The organism is Massilia sp. LjRoot122, assembly GCF_964252725.1.
Classification (GTDB): Bacteria; Pseudomonadota; Gammaproteobacteria; order Burkholderiales; family Burkholderiaceae_D; genus Telluria.
On record NZ_CAXUPB020000001.1, the window covers coordinates 2144254 to 2167377 of the forward strand.

The 23124-nt window shown below is 67.3% G+C and carries 17 protein-coding genes; 9 read left to right on the plus strand and 8 right to left on the minus strand.

Translation table 11 applies throughout. The annotated features are described in order from the left end of the window. Position 1 precedes the first annotated feature (1 nt). The 5 genes from ACSQ25_RS09470 (at position 2) to ACSQ25_RS09490 (ending at position 4736) form a co-directional block, all read left to right on the plus strand. On the plus strand, positions 2 to 856 hold the full coding sequence (locus ACSQ25_RS09470; protein WP_436105439.1) for a class III extradiol dioxygenase subunit beta: 855 nt from the start codon (positions 2 to 4) through the stop codon (positions 854 to 856). Next, positions 857 to 1816 (plus strand): Gfo/Idh/MocA family oxidoreductase, encoded by a 960-nt coding sequence (locus ACSQ25_RS09475; RefSeq protein WP_436105440.1) that lies wholly within the window; start codon positions 857 to 859, stop codon positions 1814 to 1816. After that, the gene (locus ACSQ25_RS09480) at positions 1816 to 2826 is read left to right on the plus strand and encodes an aldo/keto reductase (RefSeq protein ID WP_436105441.1); all 1011 of its coding nucleotides are present in this window, start codon (positions 1816 to 1818) and stop codon (positions 2824 to 2826) included. Before ACSQ25_RS09475 ends, ACSQ25_RS09480 begins: the two co-directional genes overlap by 1 nt. A gap of 56 nt (positions 2827 to 2882) precedes the next feature. Continuing rightward, positions 2883 to 3425: a hypothetical protein gene (locus ACSQ25_RS09485; RefSeq protein ID WP_436105442.1), complete on the plus strand. Its 543-nt coding sequence runs from the start codon at positions 2883 to 2885 to the stop codon at positions 3423 to 3425. A gap of 72 nt (positions 3426 to 3497) precedes the next feature. Further along, the gene (locus ACSQ25_RS09490; protein ID WP_436105443.1) at positions 3498 to 4736 is read left to right on the plus strand and encodes a hypothetical protein; all 1239 of its coding nucleotides are present in this window, start codon (positions 3498 to 3500) and stop codon (positions 4734 to 4736) included. A gap of 15 nt (positions 4737 to 4751) precedes the next feature. On the opposite strand, the gene ACSQ25_RS09495 is transcribed toward ACSQ25_RS09490, so the two are convergent. Then, positions 4752 to 5912, minus strand: coding sequence for a hypothetical protein (locus ACSQ25_RS09495; protein WP_436105444.1), 1161 nt, complete (start codon positions 5910 to 5912; stop codon positions 4752 to 4754). A 430-nt stretch (positions 5913 to 6342) separates the two neighbouring features. Here ACSQ25_RS09495 and ACSQ25_RS09500 point away from each other — a divergent pair, with 430 nt between their 5' ends. After that, on the plus strand, positions 6343 to 9261 hold the full coding sequence (locus ACSQ25_RS09500) for a TonB-dependent receptor domain-containing protein (RefSeq protein ID WP_436105445.1): 2919 nt from the start codon (positions 6343 to 6345) through the stop codon (positions 9259 to 9261). Positions 9262 to 9348: 87 nt separating this feature from the next. Here ACSQ25_RS09500 and ACSQ25_RS09505 read toward each other — a convergent pair whose 3' ends face one another. Next, positions 9349 to 9816, minus strand: a complete 468-nt coding sequence (locus tag ACSQ25_RS09505) for an Lrp/AsnC family transcriptional regulator (protein WP_436105446.1) — start codon at positions 9814 to 9816, stop codon at positions 9349 to 9351. Positions 9817 to 9940: 124 nt separating this feature from the next. Here ACSQ25_RS09505 and ACSQ25_RS09510 point away from each other — a divergent pair, with 124 nt between their 5' ends. Next, entirely contained in the window at positions 9941 to 13480 is a 3540-nt protein-coding gene (locus ACSQ25_RS09510) for an indolepyruvate ferredoxin oxidoreductase family protein (protein ID WP_436105447.1), read from the plus strand. A gap of 117 nt (positions 13481 to 13597) precedes the next feature. Then, positions 13598 to 13849: a hypothetical protein gene (locus ACSQ25_RS09515; RefSeq protein ID WP_436105448.1), complete on the plus strand. Its 252-nt coding sequence runs from the start codon at positions 13598 to 13600 to the stop codon at positions 13847 to 13849. 9 nt (positions 13850 to 13858) lie between these two features. Here the strand turns inward: ACSQ25_RS09515 and ACSQ25_RS09520 are convergent, their stop codons facing one another. The 5 genes from ACSQ25_RS09520 to ACSQ25_RS09540 form a co-directional block, all read right to left on the minus strand. Further along, on the minus strand, positions 13859 to 14758 hold the full coding sequence (locus ACSQ25_RS09520) for an alpha/beta fold hydrolase (protein ID WP_436105449.1): 900 nt from the start codon (positions 14756 to 14758) through the stop codon (positions 13859 to 13861). A 57-nt stretch (positions 14759 to 14815) separates the two neighbouring features. Further along, complete coding sequence (locus ACSQ25_RS09525; RefSeq protein ID WP_436105450.1) at positions 14816 to 15421, minus strand: redoxin domain-containing protein; 606 nt, start codon at positions 15419 to 15421, stop codon at positions 14816 to 14818. Between the two features lie 47 nt (positions 15422 to 15468). After that, entirely contained in the window at positions 15469 to 17520 is a 2052-nt protein-coding gene (locus tag ACSQ25_RS09530; RefSeq protein ID WP_436105451.1) for a protein-disulfide reductase DsbD family protein, read from the minus strand. 198 nt (positions 17521 to 17718) lie between these two features. Beyond that, a complete protein-coding gene (locus ACSQ25_RS09535) occupies positions 17719 to 19716 on the minus strand; it encodes an LTA synthase family protein (protein ID WP_436105452.1) in 1998 nt (665 codons plus the stop codon). Between the two features lie 226 nt (positions 19717 to 19942). Beyond that, positions 19943 to 20287 (minus strand): four-helix bundle copper-binding protein, encoded by a 345-nt coding sequence (locus ACSQ25_RS09540; RefSeq protein WP_436105453.1) that lies wholly within the window; start codon positions 20285 to 20287, stop codon positions 19943 to 19945. Positions 20288 to 20355: 68 nt separating this feature from the next. Between ACSQ25_RS09540 and ACSQ25_RS09545 the strand changes: the two genes are divergently transcribed. Next, positions 20356 to 20742 (plus strand): hypothetical protein, encoded by a 387-nt coding sequence (locus tag ACSQ25_RS09545; protein WP_436105454.1) that lies wholly within the window; start codon positions 20356 to 20358, stop codon positions 20740 to 20742. On the opposite strand, the gene ACSQ25_RS09550 is transcribed toward ACSQ25_RS09545, so the two are convergent. After that, positions 20743 to 23097, minus strand: a complete 2355-nt coding sequence (locus ACSQ25_RS09550; RefSeq protein ID WP_436105455.1) for a GH92 family glycosyl hydrolase — start codon at positions 23095 to 23097, stop codon at positions 20743 to 20745. Positions 23098 to 23124: the final 27 nt, after the last annotated feature.

A 23124-nucleotide genomic window follows, 5' to 3' on the forward strand; every position in this document is an offset into this window, starting at 1 on the left:
CATGGCACGAATCACTGCAAGCGTTTATACCTCCCACGTGCCGGCAATCGGCGCCGCGCTCGACGCCGGCAAGACCGGCGAGCCTTACTGGCAGCCGCTGTTCGCCGGCTACGAGTACTCGAAGAAGTGGATGGAAGAGAACCGTCCGGACGTGATCTTCCTGGTCTATAACGACCATGCGACCGCCTTCAGCCTGGACATGATCCCGACCTTTGCCATCGGCACGGCCGAAGCGTATGCCCCGGCCGACGAAGGCTGGGGTCCGCGCCCGGTGCCGAAAGTGGAAGGGCACGCGGAGCTGGCCGCGCATATCGCGCACAGCGTCATCCAGGATGACTTCGACCTCACCATCGTCAACCGCATGGACGTCGATCACGGCCTGACCGTGCCGCTGTCCCTGATGTGCGGCCAGCCGCAGGCCTGGCCTTGCCCGGTCATTCCCTTCGCCGTGAACGTCGTGCAGTATCCGGTGCCCTCGGGACGGCGCTGTTTCGAGCTCGGAAAGGCGATCCGCCGCGCGGTCGAGTCCTTCGACCAGGACCTGAAGGTGCAGATCTGGGGCACCGGCGGCATGAGCCACCAGCTGCAGGGCGCCCGTGCGGGCCTCATCAACCGCGAGTGGGACAACGCCTTCCTCGACCGGCTGATCGCCGATCCGGCCGCCGCCGCCGCCATCCCGCACCTGGACTATGTGCGCGAAGCGGGCTCCGAAGGCATCGAGCTGGTCATGTGGCTGATCGCGCGCGGCGCGATGGCCGACGTGGCGGGCGGTCCGGCGCCCGTCGTGAAGCACCGCTTTTACCATGTCCCCGCGTCGAATACCGCGGTGGGGCACCTGATCCTGGAGAATGCATAAATGAACAAGACTATCAAGGTGGCGCTGGCCGGCGCTGGCGCTTTCGGCATCAAGCACCTCGATGCGATCAGGAACATCGATGGGGTAGAGGTGGTCTCCCTCATCAGCCGCGACCTGGCCAAGACCCGGGCCGTTGCCGACAAACATGGCATTCCCCACGTCACGACCGACCTGAACGAGGCGCTGGCGCTGCTTGAGGTCGATGCGGTGATCCTGTGCACGCCGACCCAGATGCACGCCGCCCAGGCCATCGCCTGCATGAAGGCGGGCAAGCACGTGCAGGTCGAGATTCCGCTGTGCGACATCTACCGCGACGGCCAGGAAGTGGTGCGCGTGCAGCAGGAGACCGGACTGGTCGCGATGTGCGGCCACACCCGTCGCTTCAATCCGAGCCACCAATGGGTGCACAAGCGCATCGAAGCCGGCGAGTTCAATATCCAGCAGATGGACGTGCAGACCTACTTCTTCCGCCGCCAGAACATGAATGCACTGGGCGAGCCACGCAGCTGGACCGACCACCTGCTGTGGCACCACGCCGCGCATACCGTGGACCTGTTCGCCTACCAGTGCGGCAGTCCGGTGGTGAAGGCCAATGCGATCCAGGGACCGATCCATCCGGAGCTGGGCATCGCGATGGACATGTCGATCCAGCTGAAGGCCGCCAACGGCGCGATCTGCACATTGTCGCTGTCCTTCAATAACGATGGCCCGCTCGGCACCTTCTTCCGCTACATCGGCGACAGCGGCACCTATATCGCGCGCTACGACGACCTGTTCAACGGCAAGGAAGAAAAGATCGACGTGTCGCAGGTGGATGTTTCCATGAACGGCATCGAGCTGCAGGACCGCGAATTCTTCGCCGCCATCCGCGAAGGCCGCGAGCCGAACGCCAGCGTGGCGCAGGTGCTGCCGTGCTATCGGGTGCTGCACGATCTCGAGCAGCAGCTGGAAGCGATGTGATGCGAGGGCGCGCACTCGGGCCTTTCGAGGTCGGCGCCATCGGGGTCGGCTGCATGAACCTGTCGCACGCCTACGGCCGGCCGCCTGGTCCGGAAGAGGCGGCGCGCCTGCTGCTGCGCGCCATCGACCTGGGCGTGACGCATTTCGACACCGCCGCGCTGTACGGCTTCGGCGCCAACGAGGCCCTGGTCGGCGAGGTGCTCGCGCCTTACCGCAACCGCATCACCCTGGCCAGCAAATGCGGCATGCAGGGCGTGACCGGCGAGGACGGCGTGAAGCGCCGCGTCATCGACGGACGCCCCGGGACCCTCAGGCAAACCTGCGAGGATGCCTTGCGGCGCCTGCGCACCGATGTCATCGACCTGTACTACCTGCACCGCTGGGACAAGTCGGTGCCGATCGAAGACAGCATCGGTGCCTTGGCGGACCTCGTCAGGAGCGGCAAGATCCGCGCCATCGGCCTGTCCGAAGTGTCTGCGGCAACGCTGCGGCGGGCGCATGCGGTACACCCGATCGCTGCCGTACAGTCCGAATATTCCCTGTGGACCCGCAATCCCGAATTCGGCGTGCTGGAGGCCTGTGCCGATATCGGCGCTGCCTTCGTGGCCTTCAGCCCGCTCGGGCGCGGCTTCCTGGCGGGCGCAATTCCCGACGTGCAGGCGGCCGCCGCGCTGGTGCCGGGCGACCTGCGGCGCGGGATGCCGCGTTTCCAGGGCGCGCACCTGGACGCCAACCTGCGCTGGCTGCCGACCTACCGGGCCATCGCCGGCGTCGCCGGATGCACCCCCGCCCAGCTGGCGATCGCCTGGCTGCTGCACAAGGCCCCGCACATCCTGCCGCTTCCGGGCACGACACAGGTCGCGCATCTCGAAGAAAACCTGCGCGCCGGCGAGGTCAGGCTTTCCGCCCAGCTGATCGAGCAGCTCGATGCGCTCGTGAACCAGCACACGGTGTCCGGTGGCCGTTATCCGGCGGCGACCGAGGCGGAGATCGATACCGAGTCGCAGTAGGCCGCTTGCTGGAAGCTTTTGCTAAGATGGCGCTTTTGACCAGTCGGCATCCAGCAATGATCCAGTTCACCCACAACGACATCGAGGTCGGCTCGCGCCTGCTTGAAGCCCTGGTCAGGCAGGCGCAGTCCCTGCAGGGCATGCCGATCACGCATGGCGACCTGCTCACGCTGGCACGTTCCCTTCATCCCAAGGACGCTGTGCTCGGCCGGGCGGTGGTGGTCGGCATCGGGCCGAAACTGCGCTTCGTCGAGGGCTTCTGCGCGGCCCACGGCTATCCCAACCTGGCCTCCCTCGCCGTGGGCAAGGGCGGCAAGGGCGAACTGGAAGCCGAGCGGCGCGCCGTCGCCGCCTTCGACTGGTCGACGGCGGACGCGCAGCTGCCTGCCTATGCCGACGCGATCCGCGCGACCGTGCCGGCACGCTTCAAGCCGCGCAAGGAACGTCCGGCGGACGTGGCCTGGTACGCGTATTTCTGTTCCCACCGTGCAGCCTGCGAAACGCTCACGCAGGAGGACAAGCAGGAGATCATCAACCTCCTGATGGCCGGACTGGATCCGGAGACGGCGCTCAAGCGCGTCCTCGCGGCAAAGTCCTAGCCATTGCTGCGGAAAGCAGTCTCCGCGATAATCGCTGTTGTCAATTCAGCGTCCATCCTCAGGAAAGTCCCGATGTTTACCTTCAAGCCGCTCTCGTCCGCCATCCTGGCCGCGCTGCTCGCCGCGCCGGCCGTCCATGCCGCCGATCCCGCCCCGCAGCCGGCGCCGGCGCCGGCAAAAATTGGCGTCGCCTCCTTCAACCTGGCCTGGGCCGGTTCGCAGCAGGATTTCGACCGCCAGAATGCCGTCTGCAAGACCGTGTCCTGGTGCGATACCCGCCCGCGGCGCCAGCCGGGGCAGAGCGCCATCACCGACGAGGCCGCCCGGGTGGCGCGCCAGTGCGTCGCCGATACCGAGCGCCTGGCCGGTGGGCCGGCGGGGGCGGCCATGATGGCGCCGTGTAACGCCTACCAGGGCCGCGGCGCCCCGGTGCCGCTGGTCAGCGCCGACTACGCGGCCAAGCTGGCCGGCCTGCAGGCGACCATCGCCAGGCTGATCGAAGGCGAGGGCGTGCGCGTGATCGCGTTCCAGGAAGTGCGTTCGGCCGAGGTGGTCAAGCAGCTGCTCGGCCGCCATGCCGAGCGCTTCGGCGTATGCGACGCCCCGCACGAGGGATTCCAGACCCTGGCCTTTGCCTGGGACCGCAGCCTGGGCCAGGAGGGCCGCTGCAGCGTCGAGACCGGCCTGGCGGTGAGCGACAACCCGACCGATCCGGAGGCACGCAAGGTACGACCGGGGCTGGCGCTCGAGCTGCAGGTGGCGGGACGCCGCGTCAGCTTCCTGAACGTGCACCTGAAGTCCGGCTGCGCCAACATCGTGCCGACCCCGGTCTACCAGGCGCGCCTGCTCGACGATCCGGCCGGCGCCTGCAAGGTGCTGAACCGCCAGGTGGCGCCGCTCGAACGCTGGATCGACGGCGTGGCGAAGTCGAGCCCCGATTTCGTGCTGCTGGGCGACTTCAACCGCCGCATCGACGAAGAAGCTGCCGCAGGCATCCCTCCTGCGCAGGTGCGCGCGGACGGCAGCGGCCCCGCCGGCGTGCCGGCGCCCGGTGCGGATGGCAGGGTGGCGACGCGCTACTTGTGGCAGGAGCTGAACGACGGCGGCAGGTCCCTGCAGCAGGTGCCCCTGACGGGCGTCGAAGAGGGCTGCCGCGGCTTCTCGGGCCTGGATCATATCGTGCTCAGCGGCGCGCTGGCGGCGCGCCAGCCGGCCGGCCTCGGCTCGCGCAAGACGGCCGTCGTGCAGGCGCCCGGCCAGCGCATCGAGACCAGCGATCACTGCCCGCGCAGCGTCACGCTGTCGTTCTAGTAGCTCCCGGACCGCTCACCCGTCCCAGCCGCGGTGCACGGCCGCCCGGATGCCGTCCCATGGCAAGGGGCGGGCGTCCGGGTGGCTGCCTTCCCATTCGGTGCGCAGCCCGTCTTCCACCTCGTCCCAGTCACGGCCCCTGAACGCCGCCCTGCGGTGCGTGTGCTTCCCATATCGGTAAGCCGGGGCGAGATCTTCGTAAGGGGTGCCGGGATAGTTGTCCGCGTGGTGGGAGCGATAGCTGGCCTCGTCCGTATCCATGCCGAAGGAAATCCTGTCCCATCCGTGGCGCAGGGCATCCATGAAGCCTTCCCAGGGCGGCAGTTCGCCGGGGTGGCGCCGCTTCCAGGTGGTGGCCAGCGAACCGGCATCGTCCGGGCCGGGACGATGCGTGGCAGGACCACTGCCGTTGCCGCTCGCGTAGTGGGTCTTCCAGTGGCTCCGGTAATGTTCATCGCCGTCGATCTCCGGGCTGGTGCTGTCCCAACCGGTACGGATCGCCGCTGCGGAGGCGTCCCAGGCCGGCCCCGCCGGATCGCGCGTTTCCCAGGCCTGCCGCAGTTCGGTGCCGGCTTCGTCCCATGAGCGGTTGCGGTAGCGGTCGCTGTCGTGCAGGTCGCGGCCGAAGCGGTAGGCGGCCAGCGCTGCGGCGCCGAGGGGGACGTCCGGCGCCGTGTCCGGCCACTGTCCGGCGGGAAGCATCGGTTCCCGGAAGGTGGTGCCGATCGTGGACGTGTCGTCCGCCTCGCGGGTGCCGTAATAGTGCTCGGGACCACGTCCGTAGTACTGCAGCGCTCCCGGCGCGTTGCGCAGCTGTCGCCTGGGCTGCCAGCTGCCGTCCTCCCGGTCGACGCGCACGAAGTCCGGGACCAGGGACGCGGCGCGCTCCGCTTCGGCTTCCGAATGTGTCGCAAGAGTAAGAACGTAGCGCTCATGGGGGAGGGGGCCGGGGACGTCCGCCAACGGATCGCTGCGCGCATGGTCGAACAGCCGCGACAGGAAGCGCGCAGTCGACGTGCCCGGCGGATCCTGCCACATGGGGGAGGCGGCGTCCCCGGTCACGGGCGCGGTCGCCAGCGCCAGCTCGGCGTCCGGATATCCCGAGGCCAGTAATTCATCCAGCGCGCGCTGGGCCGTGTTGCGGTCTGCGTAGACCGCTGTCAAGGTATGCCGCATGATGTCCTCCTGCTGCCGTTGAGGGATGCTGCTCCGTTCCGCACTGGTACGGCCCGCAGCATGCGGGCTGATGTTGGTCGCCAGGAAAGAAGCTTGCGTCGTGCCGTGACCGGACGGCGACCAAGAAGGGTAGGCAGGGCCATGCATGGAAGGCTCCTTACCAGAGTGTACTCCCAGGCGAGGCGCCGTGCGTACGCAGCAGCATCCGTGAGCGGGTCCATGGGGCCCGTTGTCGTTTTGTTCTATCTGCATGTAAATATTTTTATACAAAGTGGCCCGACCACTTTATAATCCGGTCATATCAATTCTCTAAAAACCTCCGAAGGGAGGAGAGAGTTAGCGGAAAGGTTCGCAGCTTTGCAAGCAGAGTGGCCTGACCAATTAGTAGTTTGGTCATATCAATTCTTATAAAATAATTAAGGAGACGTGAATGCACCCCTACTTCGTTCCCACCCCACGCCGAGCCCAGCTCGCCACCGCGGTGAGCCTGGCGCTGTTCCAGCTGTCGGCCCAGGCCCAGGCGCAGACTACCGAGGCGCCTGCCTCGACTCCGGTCGCCCAGGCCGTGGTCGTGACCGGCTCGCTGATCCGCCGCGTCGATGACGAAGGCACCAATCCCGTTACCACCGTCAAGGCGGCGGAAATGGAAGCGCGCGGCCATACCGAACTGAAGGACTTCGTGCTGGAGCAGCCGCAGTCGCTGTCGCTCGGCACCAACTCGGGCGCGGCCGGTCCGGTGACCAACCTGCGCGGCCTCGGCCCGATGCGTACCCTGTCGCTGCTGAACGGCCGTCGCCTGGCGAACGAGCCGCTGCAGGACCAGTACGTCTCGGTCAACGTGATCCCGCGCATGGCGCTGGACCGCGTCGAGACCCTGAACGGCGGCGGCGCCTCGATCTACGGCGCCGACGCCATCGGCGGCGTGCAGAACTACTGGACCAAGCGCGGCTACAAGGGCGCCTCGATCAAGGCCGAATACGCCCGTCCGGAACTGAGCGGCGGCGGCACCACCAAGGCCATCGGCGCGATCGCCGGCTGGGGCGACCTGGGCGAAAACGGCTTCAACGCCTACATCGCGGTCGACCACCAGAAGAAGGATGCGCTGTTCCAGGGCGACCGCCCGGACCAGCACGACCCGGACGTGCTGCGCACCCTGGGTCTGGGCATCACGCCGGATGGGCGCAATCCCAACCCGCTGGCCAACTTCGGCTTCGCCCGCAACGCCAACTCCAACTACAACCCGGCCTTCGCCACCGGTTGCGAGTCGCCCTGGTCGCGCTCCACGCTGGGCAACCTCAGCCTGAATACGCCGCCGACCTATGCGCCTGGCTGCATCCGCAATCCGCTGTTCTGGAATGCCGTGACCGACGGCAGCGAGATCACCACCGTCAGCGCGCGCGCCAGCTGGAACATCGCGGGCGGCCACAAGATCGACCTCGACGTGCTGCATTCCGAGTTCACCGTGCAGAAGTTCCGCGGCATGCAGGTCCCGGGTACGAACCAGCCGTTCACCACCTACTCGATGAGCCCGAGCAGCCGCTTCTATCCGGGCAAGGGCATCACCCCGCTGCCGAAAGTCGTGGGCAGCAATACCGGCGCCAACACCCCGGCCATGTTCATCGACCCGACCCGCACCACCGGCGCGGTCAGCGACCTGAACATGAACAACCGCACCATCTACTTCCAGTGGGGACCGGGCGAACTGGGGCCGGCCTACCGTAACGACGAGCAGGGCAACGACCGCATCGTGCTGTCGGCCGAAGGCGAAGTGATGGGCTGGGACTACCGCGCCGGCCTGAACTACGGCCGCTCGAAGCGCGACACCCGCGTCGGCGAAGGCTACATCCTGTACTCCAAGGCCCAGGAAGGCTTCGACAAGGGCATCCTGAACCCCTTCGGTGCGCAGGACGCCGCCGGTGCCGAATACCTGCGCAGCATCCAGGCCGAGGACTACACCTACCGCCTGAACAAAGCCTTCAACAAGAGCGTCGACCTGACCGTCACCCGTCCGGTGTGGGAGCTGGGCGGCGGCGACGTGATCCTGGCGGTGTCGGGCGAACTGCGCGAGGATTCGGCGCGCACCTTCAACGCGCCCCTCGACTACGTGCTGAAGAAGGCCGACGGCAGCTACAACATCGATGCCTCGGGCAACGTGGTGCAGTCCGACCTGGTCGGCGAATTGCCGCAGGGCGTGGCCAAGAAACTCAAGCGCAAGATCTCCTCGCTGGTGCTCGAGGTCGATGCGCCGATCACCAAGACCTTCCTGGTCAACGGCTCGGTGCGCGCCGACCGTTACGACGACCTGAAGCAGACCACGGTGAACCCGGCACTGGCGGCCCGCTGGCAGCCGATGGAGCAGCTGGTGCTGCGCAGCTCGGTCTCGAGCGGTTTCCGCGCGCCGTCCATCATGGACATCCAGAACCCGACGCCGGAAGTCCGCACCCTCGTGATGGACGACCCGGTCCTGTGCCCGAGCAGCCAGCCGCTGGTGGCCGGCACCGGCACCCCGCGCCAGGGCTTCACGGCCGACCAGGTCTGCAACGTGCAGACCACCTACTGGACCAAGTCGCCGAACAACACCCACCTGAAGCCCGAGAAGTCGCGCGGTTTCAACTTCGGCATCGGCCTGGAGCCGATCAAGAACCTGTCGCTGACCGTCGACTACTGGGGCCTGAAACTGCGTAACGTGCTGGGTGCGGTCTCGATCGCCGAAATCCAGCAGAACCCGGTCAAGTACGACAGCGTGATCAACCGCCGCGCCGACGGCACCATCGACTACATCATCGCCAGCCAGGCCAACCGCGGCCAGACCCGCATCCGTGGTGCGGACATCTCGGGTTCCTACCGCTTCCCGAAGACCAGCATCGGCACCTTCGATGCGAAGCTGGATGCGACCTGGTACCACAAGTACGAGTTCCAGAGCGAGGCGGGCGGTGCATGGAACAGCAACGTCGGCATCATCACCAACGACGGCCGCTTCGGCAGCGCCGGTCCGAACTCGGGCCTGGCCGGCATGCCGCAGGTGAACCCGCGCTGGAAGTACACCGCCGCGGTCACCTACAGCACCGGCGACTGGAAGGCGACCCTGTCGCAGCGCTTCAACACCGCGCTGACCGACCTGACGCCGCGTGCGGGATCGACCCTGACCGAAGTGGAATCGTATAGCCAGTTCAATGTGAACGTGCGCTACACGGGCTTCAAGAACACCACCCTGTCGCTGGGCGTGAACAACATCACGGAAGAATGGCCACCGCTGACCGCCAACACCATCTACAGCGGCGGTTACCTGACCAGCCTGGCCGACATGATGGGACGCGTGGTCCGGGTATCGGCGGAGTACAAGTTCTAAGCTGAACGCTGGAACGCGCGCAGGGGCGACCCTGCGCATGACCGGCATGGGCGGTGCACGCTGCCCATGCCGGTTTGCTTTTTCGGCTTACAGCGGCAGGGCGGTCTCGTATTTCACTTCGCGCAGCGCCACGCTGGTATTCAGCTGCGAGACGCCCGGCAGCTTCAGCAGGACGTTGTGCAGCAGGTCGTGGTAGGCATCCATGTTCGCGACCATCACCTTGACGATGTAGTCCGAGGTGCCGGTCACCTCATAACACTCCATCACTTCGCGGCAGGCCTTCATCTGCGCCTCGAAGGTGTCGACCACGCCGGCCTCGTGCCGCGTCAGCGACACGTGCAGCACGCACACCAGCCCGAGATCGAGCTTGCGGCGCTCGAGGATGGCGGCATAGCGCCGGATGAAACCGTTCTCTTCGAGCTCCTTCTGGCGCCGCCAGCAGGGCGAGGCCGACATGCCGACCCGCTCGGCCAGTTCGTTGACGGAGAGGCGGGCATCCTGTTGTAATTCGCGCAAGATACGCAGGGAGGCGGGGTCGAGGTTATTCTTGTCCATAATATGGCCTGAAACGAAATGGTTTGCCTATTCTGAAGCAAAATCCGGTAAGTTAGAAAAGTTATTTCCTTTGCACGGACCTATCATGTCCCCACTAAAGAAGAGTACAGTGGAGACGAACACGATGGGAACGATGCACGAGGAGGTAGGGCTGACTGGCAAGGGTCTGGCCGATCCCTCCTACCGCCTGGACGACAACCTGAAGCGCACCGAGGGGCGGGTATTCCTGACCGGAACCCAGGCCCTGATCCGCCTGCCGCTCATGCAGAAGGCGCTGGACGAGCGCGCCGGCCTGAATACCGGCGGCTTCATTTCGGGCTACCGCGGCTCGCCGCTGGGCGCGGTCGACCAGGAAGCCTGGCGCGCCTCGACCATCCTGCAGCAGAACGCCATCGAATTCCTCCCTGCGATCAACGAAGAACTGGGCGCCACCGCCGTACTGGGGAGCCAGCAGGTCGGCGGCGATCCGAACCGCACCGTCGACGGCGTATTCGCCATGTGGTACGGCAAGGGACCGGGCGTGGACCGTGCCGGCGACGCCCTCAAGCACGGCAATGCCTATGGCTCCTCGCAGCTGGGCGGCGTGCTGGTGGTGGCCGGCGACGACCACGGCTGCGTGTCCTCGTCGATGCCGCACCAGAGCGACCATGCCTTCATGGCCTGGGGCATGCCGGTCCTGAATCCGGCCAACATCGAGGAATACCTGGAGTTCGGCCTGTACGGCTGGGCGCTGTCGCGCTTCTCGGGCGCCTGGGTCGGCTTCAAGGCGATCTCGGAGACGGTCGAAGGCGGCGCCGTCGTGGAACTGCCCGCGCCACCCGTGTTCACCCCCCCGGAATCCTACACGCCGCCCGCCGACGGCCTGCACTACCGCTGGCCGGACCTGCCCAGCCTCGCGATCGAACAGCGGGTCGCCGACAAGCTCGAGGCCGTGCACGCTTTCGCGGGCGTGAACTCGATCGACAAGCTGGTGGTGGCCGCACCCAAGGCCACGCTCGGCATCATCGCCGCGGGCAAGGCTTACCTCGACCTGCTGGAAGCCTTCGCGCGCGTCGGCATCACGCTGGACAAGCTCGAGGAACTCGGCCTGCGCCTGTACAAGCCGGGCCTGACTTTCCCGCTCGAGCGCAGCCGCCTGCACGCCTTCGCACACGGCCTGCAAGAGGTACTGGTGGTGGAAGAGAAGGGCGAGGTCATCGAAGGGCAGCTGAAAAGCCTGCTCTACAACCTGGCGGCCGAGCAGCGCCCGCAGGTGCTCGGCAAACACGACGCCGCGGGCGTGCCGCTGCTGTCCAACCTGGGCGAACTGCGCCCCTCGCGCATCGCACCGGTGCTGGTGCGCTGGCTGGCACCGACGTTTCCCGACCTGCGTTTGGAAGAATTCCTGCCGCAGTTCTGCCGCGCCGAAGTGCTGTCTAACGGCGCCGACGCGATCAAGCGCACGCCGTACTTCTGCTCCGGCTGCCCGCACAATACCTCGACCCGGGTGCCCGAAGGCAGCCGCGCGCTGGCCGGCATCGGCTGCCACTTCATGGCGAGCTGGATGAAGCGCGATACCGTCACGCTCACCCAGATGGGCGGCGAGGGCGTGCCCTGGGTCGCGGCCTCGCGCTTCTCGCGTGAGAAGCACGTGTTCCAGAACCTGGGCGACGGCACCTATTACCACTCGGGCTCCCTGGCGATCCGCCAGGCCATCGCGGCGCGTGCCAACATCACCTACAAAATCCTGTACAACGACGCCGTGGCCATGACGGGCGGCCAGCCGGTCGACGGTAAACTCAGCGTGCCGCAGATCCTGCAGCAGGTGCTGAGCGAAGGCGCGGTGTCGGCAACCGTGGTCACCGACGAGCCGTCCAACTACGAGGGCGTGACCCTGCCGGCCGGCGTGGCCGTGCACCACCGCAGCGAACTCGATGTGGTCCAGCGCCGCCTGCGCGACACGCCCGGCGTCACGGTGCTGGTCTACGACCAGACCTGCGCGGCCGAGAAGCGCCGCCGCCGCAAGAAGAACAAGCCGGACAAGCTGGTGTTCCCCGACCCGCCGCGCCGCATGGTCATCAATCCGGCCGTGTGCGAGGGCTGCGGCGACTGCGGCGTGCAGTCGAACTGCCTGTCGATCCTGCCGCTCGAGACCCCGCTGGGGCGCAAGCGCCAGATCGACCAGGCTTCCTGCAACAAGGATTATTCCTGCGCCGAGGGCTTCTGCCCGAGCTTCGTGTCGGTCATCGGCGGCCAGCTGAAGAAGCCCGCCGCCGCCGCCCTCGAACTGCGCCAGTTGGAAAGCATGCTGGCCGCCTATCCGCTGCCCACGCCCTACGCTTTCGCAAAACCCTTCGAGATGCTGGTGGCCGGCGTCGGCGGCACCGGCGTGGTCACGGTGGGCGCCCTGATCACGATGGCCGCCCACCTCGAAGGCAAGGGCGCCTCGACCCTGGACTTCATGGGCTTCGCGCAAAAGGGCGGGGCGGTGATGTCGCACGTGCGGGTGGCGCCGTCACCCGCGGCGCTGCACCAGGTGCGCATCGACCTGCAGCAGGCCGATGCCCTGCTGGCCTGCGACCTGGTGGTCGCGGCGATGCCGGATGCGCTGGCGGTGATGCGGCGCGGGCACACCCGCGTGGTCGCCAACGAGAACGAAACCCCGACCGCCGAATTCACGCGCGATCCGGACGCCGACATCCGCAAGGACGACTTGCTCGCCAAGATCATGGACGCCGGCGGCCCGGCGCTGCGCCTGAACGCCCAACAGGTCGCCAGCGGCGTGCTGGGCGACCCGATCGGCGCCAACATCCTCATGATGGGCGCGGCCTGGCAGCTGGGACTGGTGCCCGTCAGCCTGGAAGCAATGATGCGCGCGATCGAGTTGAATAACGTTGCCGTCGAGATGAACAAGAAGGCCTTCATGCTGGGCCGCCTGGTGGCGGCCGACGAGAAGGCGGCGGCACGCCTGGCCCAGCCGGCCAGGGTGGTGCAGTTCACGCCGCCGGCCTCGCTCGAGGACCTGGTGGCCTTCCGCGCCGACTGGCTGACGCAGTACCAGGATGCCGCGTATGCGCAGCAGTACCGCGCCGCCGTGGCGAAGCTCGAAGCGCGCGAAGTCGCGATCGAAGGACCGGCATCGAAGCGGGCCGTGAGCAAGGCGGTGGCCCGCTCGCTGTTCAAGGTGATGGCCTACAAGGACGAGTACGAAGTGGCGCGCCTGCACACGCAGACCGGCTTCCTGGAAGGATTGCAGCAGCAGTTCGAAGGCGACTTTCGCGTCGAATACCACCTGGCGCCGCCGCTGCTGGCCCGCAAGAAGCCCGGCAGCGACATCCCGGCGAAGATGCGCTTCGGCCCCTGGATGCGCTCGGCCTTCCGCCTGCTGGCGCCGCTGAAGGTGCTGCGCGGGACTGCCTTCGATGTCTTCGGCTATACCCACGAGCGGCGTGCCGAGCGCCGGCTGCGGTCGGACTACTTTGCACTGGTCGACGTGCTGGCCAGCGAGCTGACGGTGGAGAACCGCGCGGCCGCGCTCAAGCTGGCCCAGGTGGCGGAGTCGATCCGCGGCTATGGGCACGTGAAGGCGGCGAACATGGCGCGCGCACAGCAAGAGACGGCGCGCCTGCTGCAGGAGTTCAGGCAGCCGGTGAAGGAGATTGCGCTGGTGCGCATGCAGCGTTGAAGCGGCTCAAGCGCTTATAATGCACTGCAACATAAAGAGTAAATCGCCGGCCCATGCCGGCGATTTGCATTTCCGACAGCGTTTCATTTCTGTCATTGCCAAACTGCGAACACGACCATGGGCCACGACATCAAGACCTTCAAGGAAGCCGCCGCGCTGCTGCTGCGCGTCTGGCGCGACGCCACCAGCTTTTTTCTCAGCATCGAGCTCTGGCTGATGGTGCTGGTGGCCGCCGCCACGGTCGGCGGCGCCTGGCTGGCCGTGCTGGGCGATGCCTGGAGCCTGCCGGCCTTCGCCTTCGCGATCGGCTATCCGGTCGCGCGCACGGTGCTGCACCTGAAGCGCATCCTGTCCTGGCCCTTCATCTGACCATACCGCTCAGGGCGCGGCCAGGAAGGCCTTCACCTCGCCCTGGAAGCGCTGCGGCTGGTCCCACATGATGAAGTGGGCGCTGTCCGGGATGCGTTTCAGGGTCAGGGACTTGACCGGCGCGTAGGCGCTCTTGTAGACATAATCGAACTGCTCGGCCGGCAGCGGCACGCCCTTCGGTTGCACGTAGAGCACGGTCACCGGCTTGGTGATCTTCGGCAGTTCCGGAATCAGGTTGGTCACCAGCAGCTCGCGGAAGGCGCGGCTGCTGACGTCCAGGTCGCTGGCTGAGGAATCCGCCATGGCGCCGGCGCGCATGGCCTCGGTGTCGACCATGCCGGCGATGGTGTCGCTGACGTTCTTCGCGCGCTGTTCCGGGCTGGCGCTGCGGATGCCGACCATCGCCGCATTCGCCACCGCCTCGACCTTGTCGGGCGCGGCGCCCGGGCCGGCGAAGAAGGTGCCGAGGTAAGGGTACATGTCGACCACCATTAGGCGCGACAGCACCTCCGGATGGCGGGCCGCCAGCATCATGCCCATGGTGCCGCCCATCGAGTGGCCAATCACGGCCGGCTGCTTCAGGCCCGCTTCCCGGATGTAGCGGGCGATCTCCTCGGCTACCGGCGCCGCCACATTGCCTTCCTTGTTGCCGCCCGCCGGCTGGCCCGCGAAGCCGGACACCTGCACCAGGTGGTAGCGGTAGCCCGGTACGGCGGCCACGGTCGTGGCCCAGGCCCGCGGCGAGGAATTCAGGCCGGGGATCAGGACGACGTCGGGACCTGCGCCCTCGGTGCGCACGCTGATGCGGCTCGATTCAAAGGGCGCGGCGAGCGCGCTCGTGAGCGGCAGGAAGGCCGCGCAGACCGCGGCGGCCAGCACGGCACGGCGGGAAGTTGGTGTGTGACGCATTCGGATCCCCTTGTTTTGTTATGAGCGGCCGGCCGGAAATCCGGCCGGCCAGGTGCATCAACCGTACTTGACCGAGCAGCCGTAAGGCTTGGTGACGGCCTGGCTCAGCGGCTTGCCGGCCAGGGATTCGTCGATCGCCTTGACCATGTAGTTGGTGGCGTCCTTGATGTCGCCCGGATTGGTGCTCGGCTTGCTGTCGATCGCGCCGGCGTACACCAGCTTGCCGCTCGGGTCGATCAGGTACATGTGCGGCGTGGTGCGCGCGCCGTAGGCCTTGCCGATCGCGCCACCGGTGTCCATGATGGTCGCGGCGGGCATGGCCTTCTTCGCCTTGACCCAGTCGTTGATGGCCGCCGCATTGCCGGCGCGGTCGCCGTCGGCGCTGGTGCTCACCGCCAGCCAGACCACGCCCTTGTCGGCGGCGTACTTCTGCGTGCTGGGCATGTTGCCGCTGTCGTAGTGCTTCTTGACGAAGGGGCATTCCGGATTGACCCATTCGAGGACCACGTACTTGCCCTTGTACTGGTCCAGCGAGACCGGTTTGCCGGCGGCGTCGACGCCCTTGAAGGCCGGCGCGGCCTGACCGACGACGGCGTCGGCCATGGCGCTGCCGCCCAGGGTCAGGCCGGCGGCGAGCAGCGAGAGTGCGATGGTGCGCTTCATGTGATCCTCCTGGTGATGGTGGGTGCTTGGTCTCTGCTTCTGATGCATCAAGGCGCGGCGAGTGCCTGCCTGACTTCTTCCACGCTCGGCAGTTCCGACAACAGCGTCGCTTGTCCAGCGCCGTCGCGGTACAGCGCATACACCGGCACGCCGCTGCGGCCGAGTTCCTTGAGTGCCTGCGTGATCGTTTCGTCGCGCCGGGTCCAGTCGGCGCGCAGCAGCACGACCTTCCTGGCCCGGAAGTCTTCCATCAGCCCCGGGTCGGCAAGGGTGGTGCGCTTGTTGTACTGGCAGGTGACGCACCAGGCGGCCGTGAAGTCGACGAACACCGGCCGTCCCTCCTGGCGTGCCTGGGCCAGGGCCTGGGGCGACCAGGCCTGCCAGCCGGCGGCAGCCGGCGCAGTCGCTGGTGCGCCCTGGAAGGCGGGCCAGGCCCAGAAGGCGGCGCCGGCCACTGCCAGCCCGGCGGCGCCGATCCCGATCGACTTGCCGGCGCTGCTGCGCGCCGGGATGCCCAGCACCCAGACGCCGAAGGCGGCCGCCACGACCAGGCCGAGCACTGCGGCGATCGCGTCGGGGCCGGCCTGCAGGCCGAGCACCCACAGCAGCCAGACGACGGTGGCGAACATCGGGAAGGCCATGAAGGTCTTGAAGCGTGCCATCCACGGTCCCGGGCGCGGCAGCAGGCGCGCCAGGCCGGGGAACAGGCTGGCGGCCAGGTAGGGCGCGGCCATGCCCGCGCCCAGCGCGGCGAATACCGACAAGGCCTGGGGCGCGGGCTGCGCCAGCGCGGCGCCGAGGGCTGCTCCCATGAAGGGCGCGGTGCAGGGCGAGGCGACGGCCACCGCCAGCACGCCGGTGAGGAAGTCGTCCAGCACCGGGTTGCGGGCGCGCGCATTCAGCAGGCGATCCGGCAGCATGTTGTTGAATTCGAACAGGCCAGCAAGGTTGAAGCCGATCAGGGTGAACAGGACGGCGAGGGCGGCGACGAACAGCGGCGACTGCAGCTGGAAACCCCAGCCCAGCTGCTCGCCGCTGGCGCGCAGCGCCAGCAGCAGGGCCGCCAGCAGCAAGAAGGAGGCGATCACGCCGGCGGTGTAGGCAAAGCCGCCGGCCACGATGCGCCGGCGCTCGCCGCCGTGCTGGGCGAAGCCGAGCACTTTCAGGGACAGCACCGGGAACACGCAGGGCATCAGGTTCAGGATGGCGCCGCCGAGGAAGGCGAAGGCCAGCACCAGCAGCCACGGCCGGGCGGATTCGGCGGCGGGCGGTGCTGCGGCGCCGGCTTGCGGCCAGGTCCCGGCGATCGCGAAGCCGATGCGTACGCCCGGCGCCTTGTGGTCCGCCGTGATGACCGCGTCCATCGCAGCCGGGCTGTCGCTGCGCTGCGCCGACAGGGGCGCACGCAGCACCAGCTTCTCGCCCTGCCATTCCTGGGCCAGCGGTGCCGGATGCTCGAGCACGCCGCCGTTTTCCGGGAACAGCTGCAGCGGCCGGCCGCGGTACGCGGACGGCAGGCCGGTGGCCTCGATCACCAGTGCATTGTTCTCGATGCGGGCGCTCGCGCCCAGGCCGGGGACGGCGAGCGGCGCGGTCCGGAAGGCGCGCTCGAACAGCGCCGCATGCGCGGAGGCGGGCCCCGGCGTCAGTTCGGTGTCCAGCTCGGCGAATTCGGGAATGCAGGCCTCTTCGCAGATCAGGAAGTCCGCGCGCAGCTTCACCGGCAGCGGACCGCCCTGCCAGGAAGCCGGCACGCTCAGGCGCACGGGCAGCAGCAGCTCGCCGTCGTAGCCGTAGTTCATCAGGGGGCCGAGCGGCATCTGCTTCGGGGTCGGCCACGCGATCGCGCCCGCCGTGACGCCGGCCGGCAGGGTCCAGGCCATGGTGGTCGGGAGGCCGGAGTCGCCCGGGTTCAGCCAGTAGGTATGCCAGCCCGGATCGTGGAGGATGCGCAGGCCCAGCCAGACCTCGGCGCCCGGCTTGACGCCGCTAGGGGCGTGGACGAGTAGTTCGGCGCGCGCATGGCCGGTGGCGGCCGAGGAGGCGGCCTGTCCCCAGGCCGCCTGGAACAGGAGGACAAACACGAGTACGAAACGCAAAGCGGGACCAAACAGCCCGGCCTTCGTGGCTTGCGGTAATGCGTTCACTGGTCATCCCCGGTTTGAAGAGCACTGCGCATTGCCCTCCCGGCAAAGCGAGCTGGGCAGGACAATATTAGCAGGAACCCAAGTCGAAGAAACCGTCGTGGCCGGCCGACTTTGTTGCTGTTTTGTTTCCAGCGCTGCCGCGCTGCAAGCCTAGGGAGCCAGCCGGTAGCGCTGTTCGCGGTAGAGCAGCGACGGCAGCATCACGTGCGCCATCGCCTGCTCGACCTGGGCCCGGCTGGGCGTGCCCGCATGCGGATCGAGGACGCCGGTGGCCGCGTCGTAGCGGCCCAGCAGGGGCGCCTTGCCGGGCCGCAGGATCGTGGCCGAGCTGCCTTCCAGCCAGGTGAACAGGTTGTCGAACTGGATCAGGGCGCGGCCGGGCGACGTGCTGTCGCGCGCGAAATCGCGTCCGATCATCGGGTGGGTGCTCGACACGCCCAGCAGCGACAGCAGGGTCGGGCCCAGGTCGACCTGGCTGGCGATGGTGGCGATCCGTTTCGGCTGGATGTCGGCGCCCAGGATCAGGCCCGGGATGTGGAATTTCTTGATCGGCACCAGGGCATTGCCGTAGACCCGGTTGTCGTGGTCGGCCACGATCAGGAACACGGTGTCCTTCCAGTAGTCCTGCTGCTTGGCTGCGCGGATGAATTTGCCGAGCGCGTAGTCGGCATACTTCACCGCGTTGTTGACGGTCTGTTTATCCGGGTCGTGCAGGGCGATTTTCCCGTCCGGGAATTCGAAGGGTTCATGGTTGGACGAGGTGAACACCAGGCTGAAGAAGGGCTTCTTCTGCGCGTGCAGGTCCTTGAGGCGCTCCAGCGCCTTGTCGAACAGGTCTTCGTCCGAGGCGCCCCAGCTGCCCACGAAGCCCGGGCGCATCTGGCCGATGTCGACCACCCGCTGGAAGCCGTTCCCGGTAAAGAAGCTGCGCATATTGTCGAAGTGGGCTTCGCCGCCGTACACGAACTCGGTCTGGTAGCCCTGCTGGCCCAGTCCGGCCGCCAGCGTGTAGAAATTCTGCTGGGCCAGCGAGAGCTTGACGACGCTGCGCGCCGGCGTCGGCGCATAGCCGGCCACTACCGCTTCGATGCCGCGCACCGAGCGGGTGCCGGTGGCGTACAGCTGCTCGAACCACCAGCCTTCGTGCTTCAGCTTTTCCAGCTCCGGCGTCACCGGCAGGCCGCCCAGCGATTCCACGAAGGTCGCGCCCAGGCTCTCCTGGAGCACGATCACCAGGTTGAGCGGCCGCGCGCGCGCGATCGCGGCTTGCTGGTGGTGCAGGGTCGGCAGTTGCGGGGTGTCGAAGCGGGCCTCACGCAGCCAGGGCGCCGCCTTCACCTGCTCCAGCACTGTCGCGCGCGGCATGTGGCCGTATATCTCGGACGAGGCGGCTTCCTTGCGCATCGAGCCGATGGCATCGAATACCGACCAGGCCGAGTTGATGATCAGGGAATTGACCATCGAGTCCCCCGTCAGCGCGAACAGGGCGGGGTTGGCCGGGCGGTGGCCGGTGGTCGAGCGCACCTGCATGAACACGACCAGGCAGAGCAGCGGCCAGAGCAGCAGCAGCTTGCGCGAGGTCCACATGTTCATGCCCGAGGAGGCGCGCTGCAGCAGCCGGAACAGGACCACGGCCAGCACCAGGGTGGCACCCACGCCCAGCAGCAGGGCGGTGCGGAAGCCGTTCCACAGGGTCGCGAACACTTCGCGTGGATAGGCCAGGTATTCGATGAACAGGCGGTTCGGGCGTACGTCGTATTGCATGATGAACTGTGGCGAGGACAGTTCCATGAAGACGATGAAGACGAGGGCGAAGGTGGCCCAGCCCACCGTGGCCGCGCGCCAGAAGCGGGCCGCGAAGCGGTGCGCGAGCAGCGGTGCTACCAGCAGCGGAATGGCGAGGAAATAGCCGAGCAGGATGAGGTCGGCGCGCAGGCCCTGCAGGAACAGGACGGACGAGATGCCGGTGGCCTGCACCCGGTCCCACTGCCAGATGGCCAGGGCCAGGCGCGACAGGGTCAGGAAGGCCAGCCCGATGAGCAGCATCTGGAGCAGGCTGGCATAGGGCCCGGCGCAGCGGGTGAGGCGCGCCAGCCGCGCGGATGGAGTCTTGTCCTGCTGGGTAATGCCCGATGCTTTTGGAATCATGGAAACCGCGTAAGGCCGCCTGTTGACGTCTAACACACATCGCCAGGCGATGTCCCGTAGCCACGGCGCCGGTAAGCGCCGCAGCCCTGTATGCATATGTATGGACAGATCATAGCTGATGCCACGCGGAAAAGGGATTATTTTCCGTCGGTATGCGGGGTGGGCGCGACAGGGCCAGCCCGAGAGCTGGCAGGCAAAGCAGGGCGCCGGCGGGCCGCCGGCACGATCAGATGTGCCGTTCGCGTGCGTGCTTGTCGCACTCGGCGGCGCAGCGTTCGCAAGCCGCCTGGCAGTCGGCGCAATGCTGGTGCATGGCCGCATGCTTGGCGCATTCCGCCGCACAGGCGCGGCAGATGTGGGCGCACAGCGCGCAGAAATCGCCATGATGGGGCGAACCGCGCGACAGCACGTTGAGGGTGGCCGCGCAGATGTCGGCGCAGTCGAGGTTGATCAGCGCGCAGTTGTTCTGGCCTTCGCGGATGTCGGCTGCCGCACACACCTGGCAGGCCCGCATCGCCTCTTCGCAAGCCTGGATGCACGACTGCACGTTCGCCATTTCGGATTCGCCCATCTTGGTCTCCTTGCTGTGTAGGCGCCCATCCTAGCGCAATGGCGCTGTGCCGAGCGTCCGATTCCGCGATGAAAGAAGGCATAATGTCGCGGCTCGATCCGGCCAGCGCCTCGCCCTTGCGCAGCTTCGGCGCGGATGTCTTCAGCGGCCACTTCGAACGCGAGGGCAAGCGCATGCATGCCGCGGCGCAGTTCGTGGTCGAGCAGGTGATCCTGTACCGCCGGCTCGACCCCGCCGTGCGCAGCCGCCTCGAGGCGCGCTACCTGCCGGTCGGCCGCTTCCTGGTCAAGGAAATCGACAGCCGGCCCGACTTCGACCACATCGTCGCGCTGTCCGCGCCGGCGCCGTCCCCGATCACGATTCGCAAGTCCGGCCTCGACAACCCTGAAGCACAGCGCAAGACCATCGCTCCGGTACGCGGCAGCATCTACTTCGAGACGGGCGACCTGCGCTGATCAGGGCTGGTAGGCCGTCTGCGTGTAGGGACGGGCGGCGCGCTCCTTGCCCCAGTCCTTGTTCGGCGCCGCCTGCATCGTAAACACCAGCTCACCGCCGGCGCTGAGCTCCTCGTGCTTCAGGTAAGTGCGGGCAAGCGGCCTGCCGTTCAGGGTGACGCGGCCGACGTAGCGGTTCGCGGCCGACAGCCCTTCGGCGCGCACCGTGAAGCGCTTCCCGTTCGGCAGGGTGAGCTGGGCTTTTTCCAGGAAGGGGCGGCCGATCACGTATTCGCCGCTAGCAGGCGCCACCGGGTAGAAGCCTAGCGCCGTGAACGCGAACCAGGCCGACATCTGGCCCAGGTCGTCGTTGCCCGACAGGCCGTCCGGGCGGTTGCCGTACTGGGTCGCCATGATGTGGCTCAGGCGCTCCTGGGTACGCCAGGGCGCGCCCGCATAGTTGTACAGGTAGGCCACGTGGTGCGAGGGCTCGTTGCCGTGGGCGTAGTGGCCGATCAGGCCGGAGATGTCTTCCATGTGGCCGTAGACCTTGTCGTCGATCCTGGCGTCGAACACCTGGTCGAGCTTTGCCGCCAGCGCGCTATCGCCGCCCAGCATGGAGATCAGGCCCGCGTTATCGTGCGGCATATACCAGGAATACTGCCAGGCGCTGCCCTCGGTGTAGTCGCTGCCGTAGTTCGATTGCACCGGATTGAAGGGCGTGCGGAATTCGCCGCTCGACTTGCGGGCGCGGATGAACCCGGTCTCCTTGTCGAACACGTTGCGGTAGTTCTGTGCGCGCTTGTAATAGGTGGCGGCGACATCCTTCCTGCCCATCTTCTCGGCCATGCGCGCGATGGTCCAGTCGTCGAAGGCATATTCCACGGTCTTGGAGGCCGCTTCCGGCTCGCGGTCGATCGGCACGTAGCCGAGCTTCATGTAATGTTCCAGCCCGCCGTAGGGGCCGTACTCCGCGGAAGCCCGCATCGCGGCCAGGGCCTTGTCCGCATCGAAGCCGCGGATGCCCTTCATGTAGGCGTCGGCGATCACCGGCACCGCGTGATAGCCGATCATGCACCAGGTCTCGAGGCCATGGAAGGACCACACCGGCAGGATGCCGTAGGGGCTGTGCTCGCGGGCCGCGATCAGGGAATTCACGAAGTCGGCATTGCGCTTTTCCGGCGCCACCAGGGTGAGCAGCGGGTGCAGGGCGCGGTAGGTATCCCACAGCGAGAAGGTCGAATGGAAGTTGAATCCTTTGGCCTGGTGCACCCCGTTGTCCGGCCCACGGTAGCGGCCGTCGCGGTCCATGAACAGCGAGGGCGCCAGCATGCTGTGGTACAGGGCGGTGTAGAACATGGTGCGCATCGGTTCCGGCGCCTCGGCCTTGACGCTGGACAGCGCTCCGTTCCATGCTTCGGAAGCGGCGGCACGCTCGGCGTCGAAGTCCCAGCCCGGCATCTCTTCGAGGTTGGCCAGGGCATTGTCTTCGCTCACCGGCGACAGCGCCACCTTCACCAGCAGGGTCCCATCCGGAGGAGCGCCGAATTCCAGCGCCGCGACCAGGGCCTTGCCCTCGACCAGCAGCTTGTCCGCCGGGGTCTTGCCCGGCGCGGCGAAACCGCGGTACTCGATGGCTTCCTCGCGGTTGTGCAGCTGGTGCGCGCTCATCGGACGCGAGAATTTTACGGCGAAGTAGAGCTGGCGGCCCGGCGCCCAGCCGCGCGTCTCGCGCATGCCGGTCAGGGTATGGGCGTCGCGCAGGCGCAGGCGCGACCACAGGTTCTTGCCGGCGTGGTCGTAGATGCTGCCGCGCAGGTCTAAGATGACCTTGGCCGGCGCATCCTTGCCGAAGCGGTAGCGGTGCAGGCCCACGCGCTCGCTGGCGGTAAGCTCCACGTCCACCTCGTTGTCCTTCAGGCGCACCGCGTAGTAGCCCGGTTCCGCCTTTTCCTGGTCGTGCGAGAAACGCGAGCGGTAGCCCGAATGGGGACGCTCGGGATAGCCCGGCTCCAGCTTGGTATCGCCGCTATACGGCATCAGGAGCACGTCGCCCAGGTCGGAGTGGCCGCTGCCGGAGAAGTGGGTGTGCGAGAAGCCGAGAATCGACGTGTCTTCGTAGCGGTAGCCCGCGGCCCAGGGATAGCTCTGGCGGAAGTGGCGCACCTGGGTGTCGGGACTGAGCTGCACCATGCCGAAGGGGCGGGAAGCGCCGGGGAAGGTATGGCCGTCGCCGCCGGTGCCGATGAAGACGTTGACGGCGGCGGCCGGGGTGCCGGGCGCCGCGGCCTGCGCCGGCGGCAGGCCGGAGGCAAGTGCGGCCAACAAGACCAGGGCAGGGTGGGAGATGGCTGTGCGGATGGGTCGAACGGTCATGGGGTCTCCAACAATGACGGCTAACGA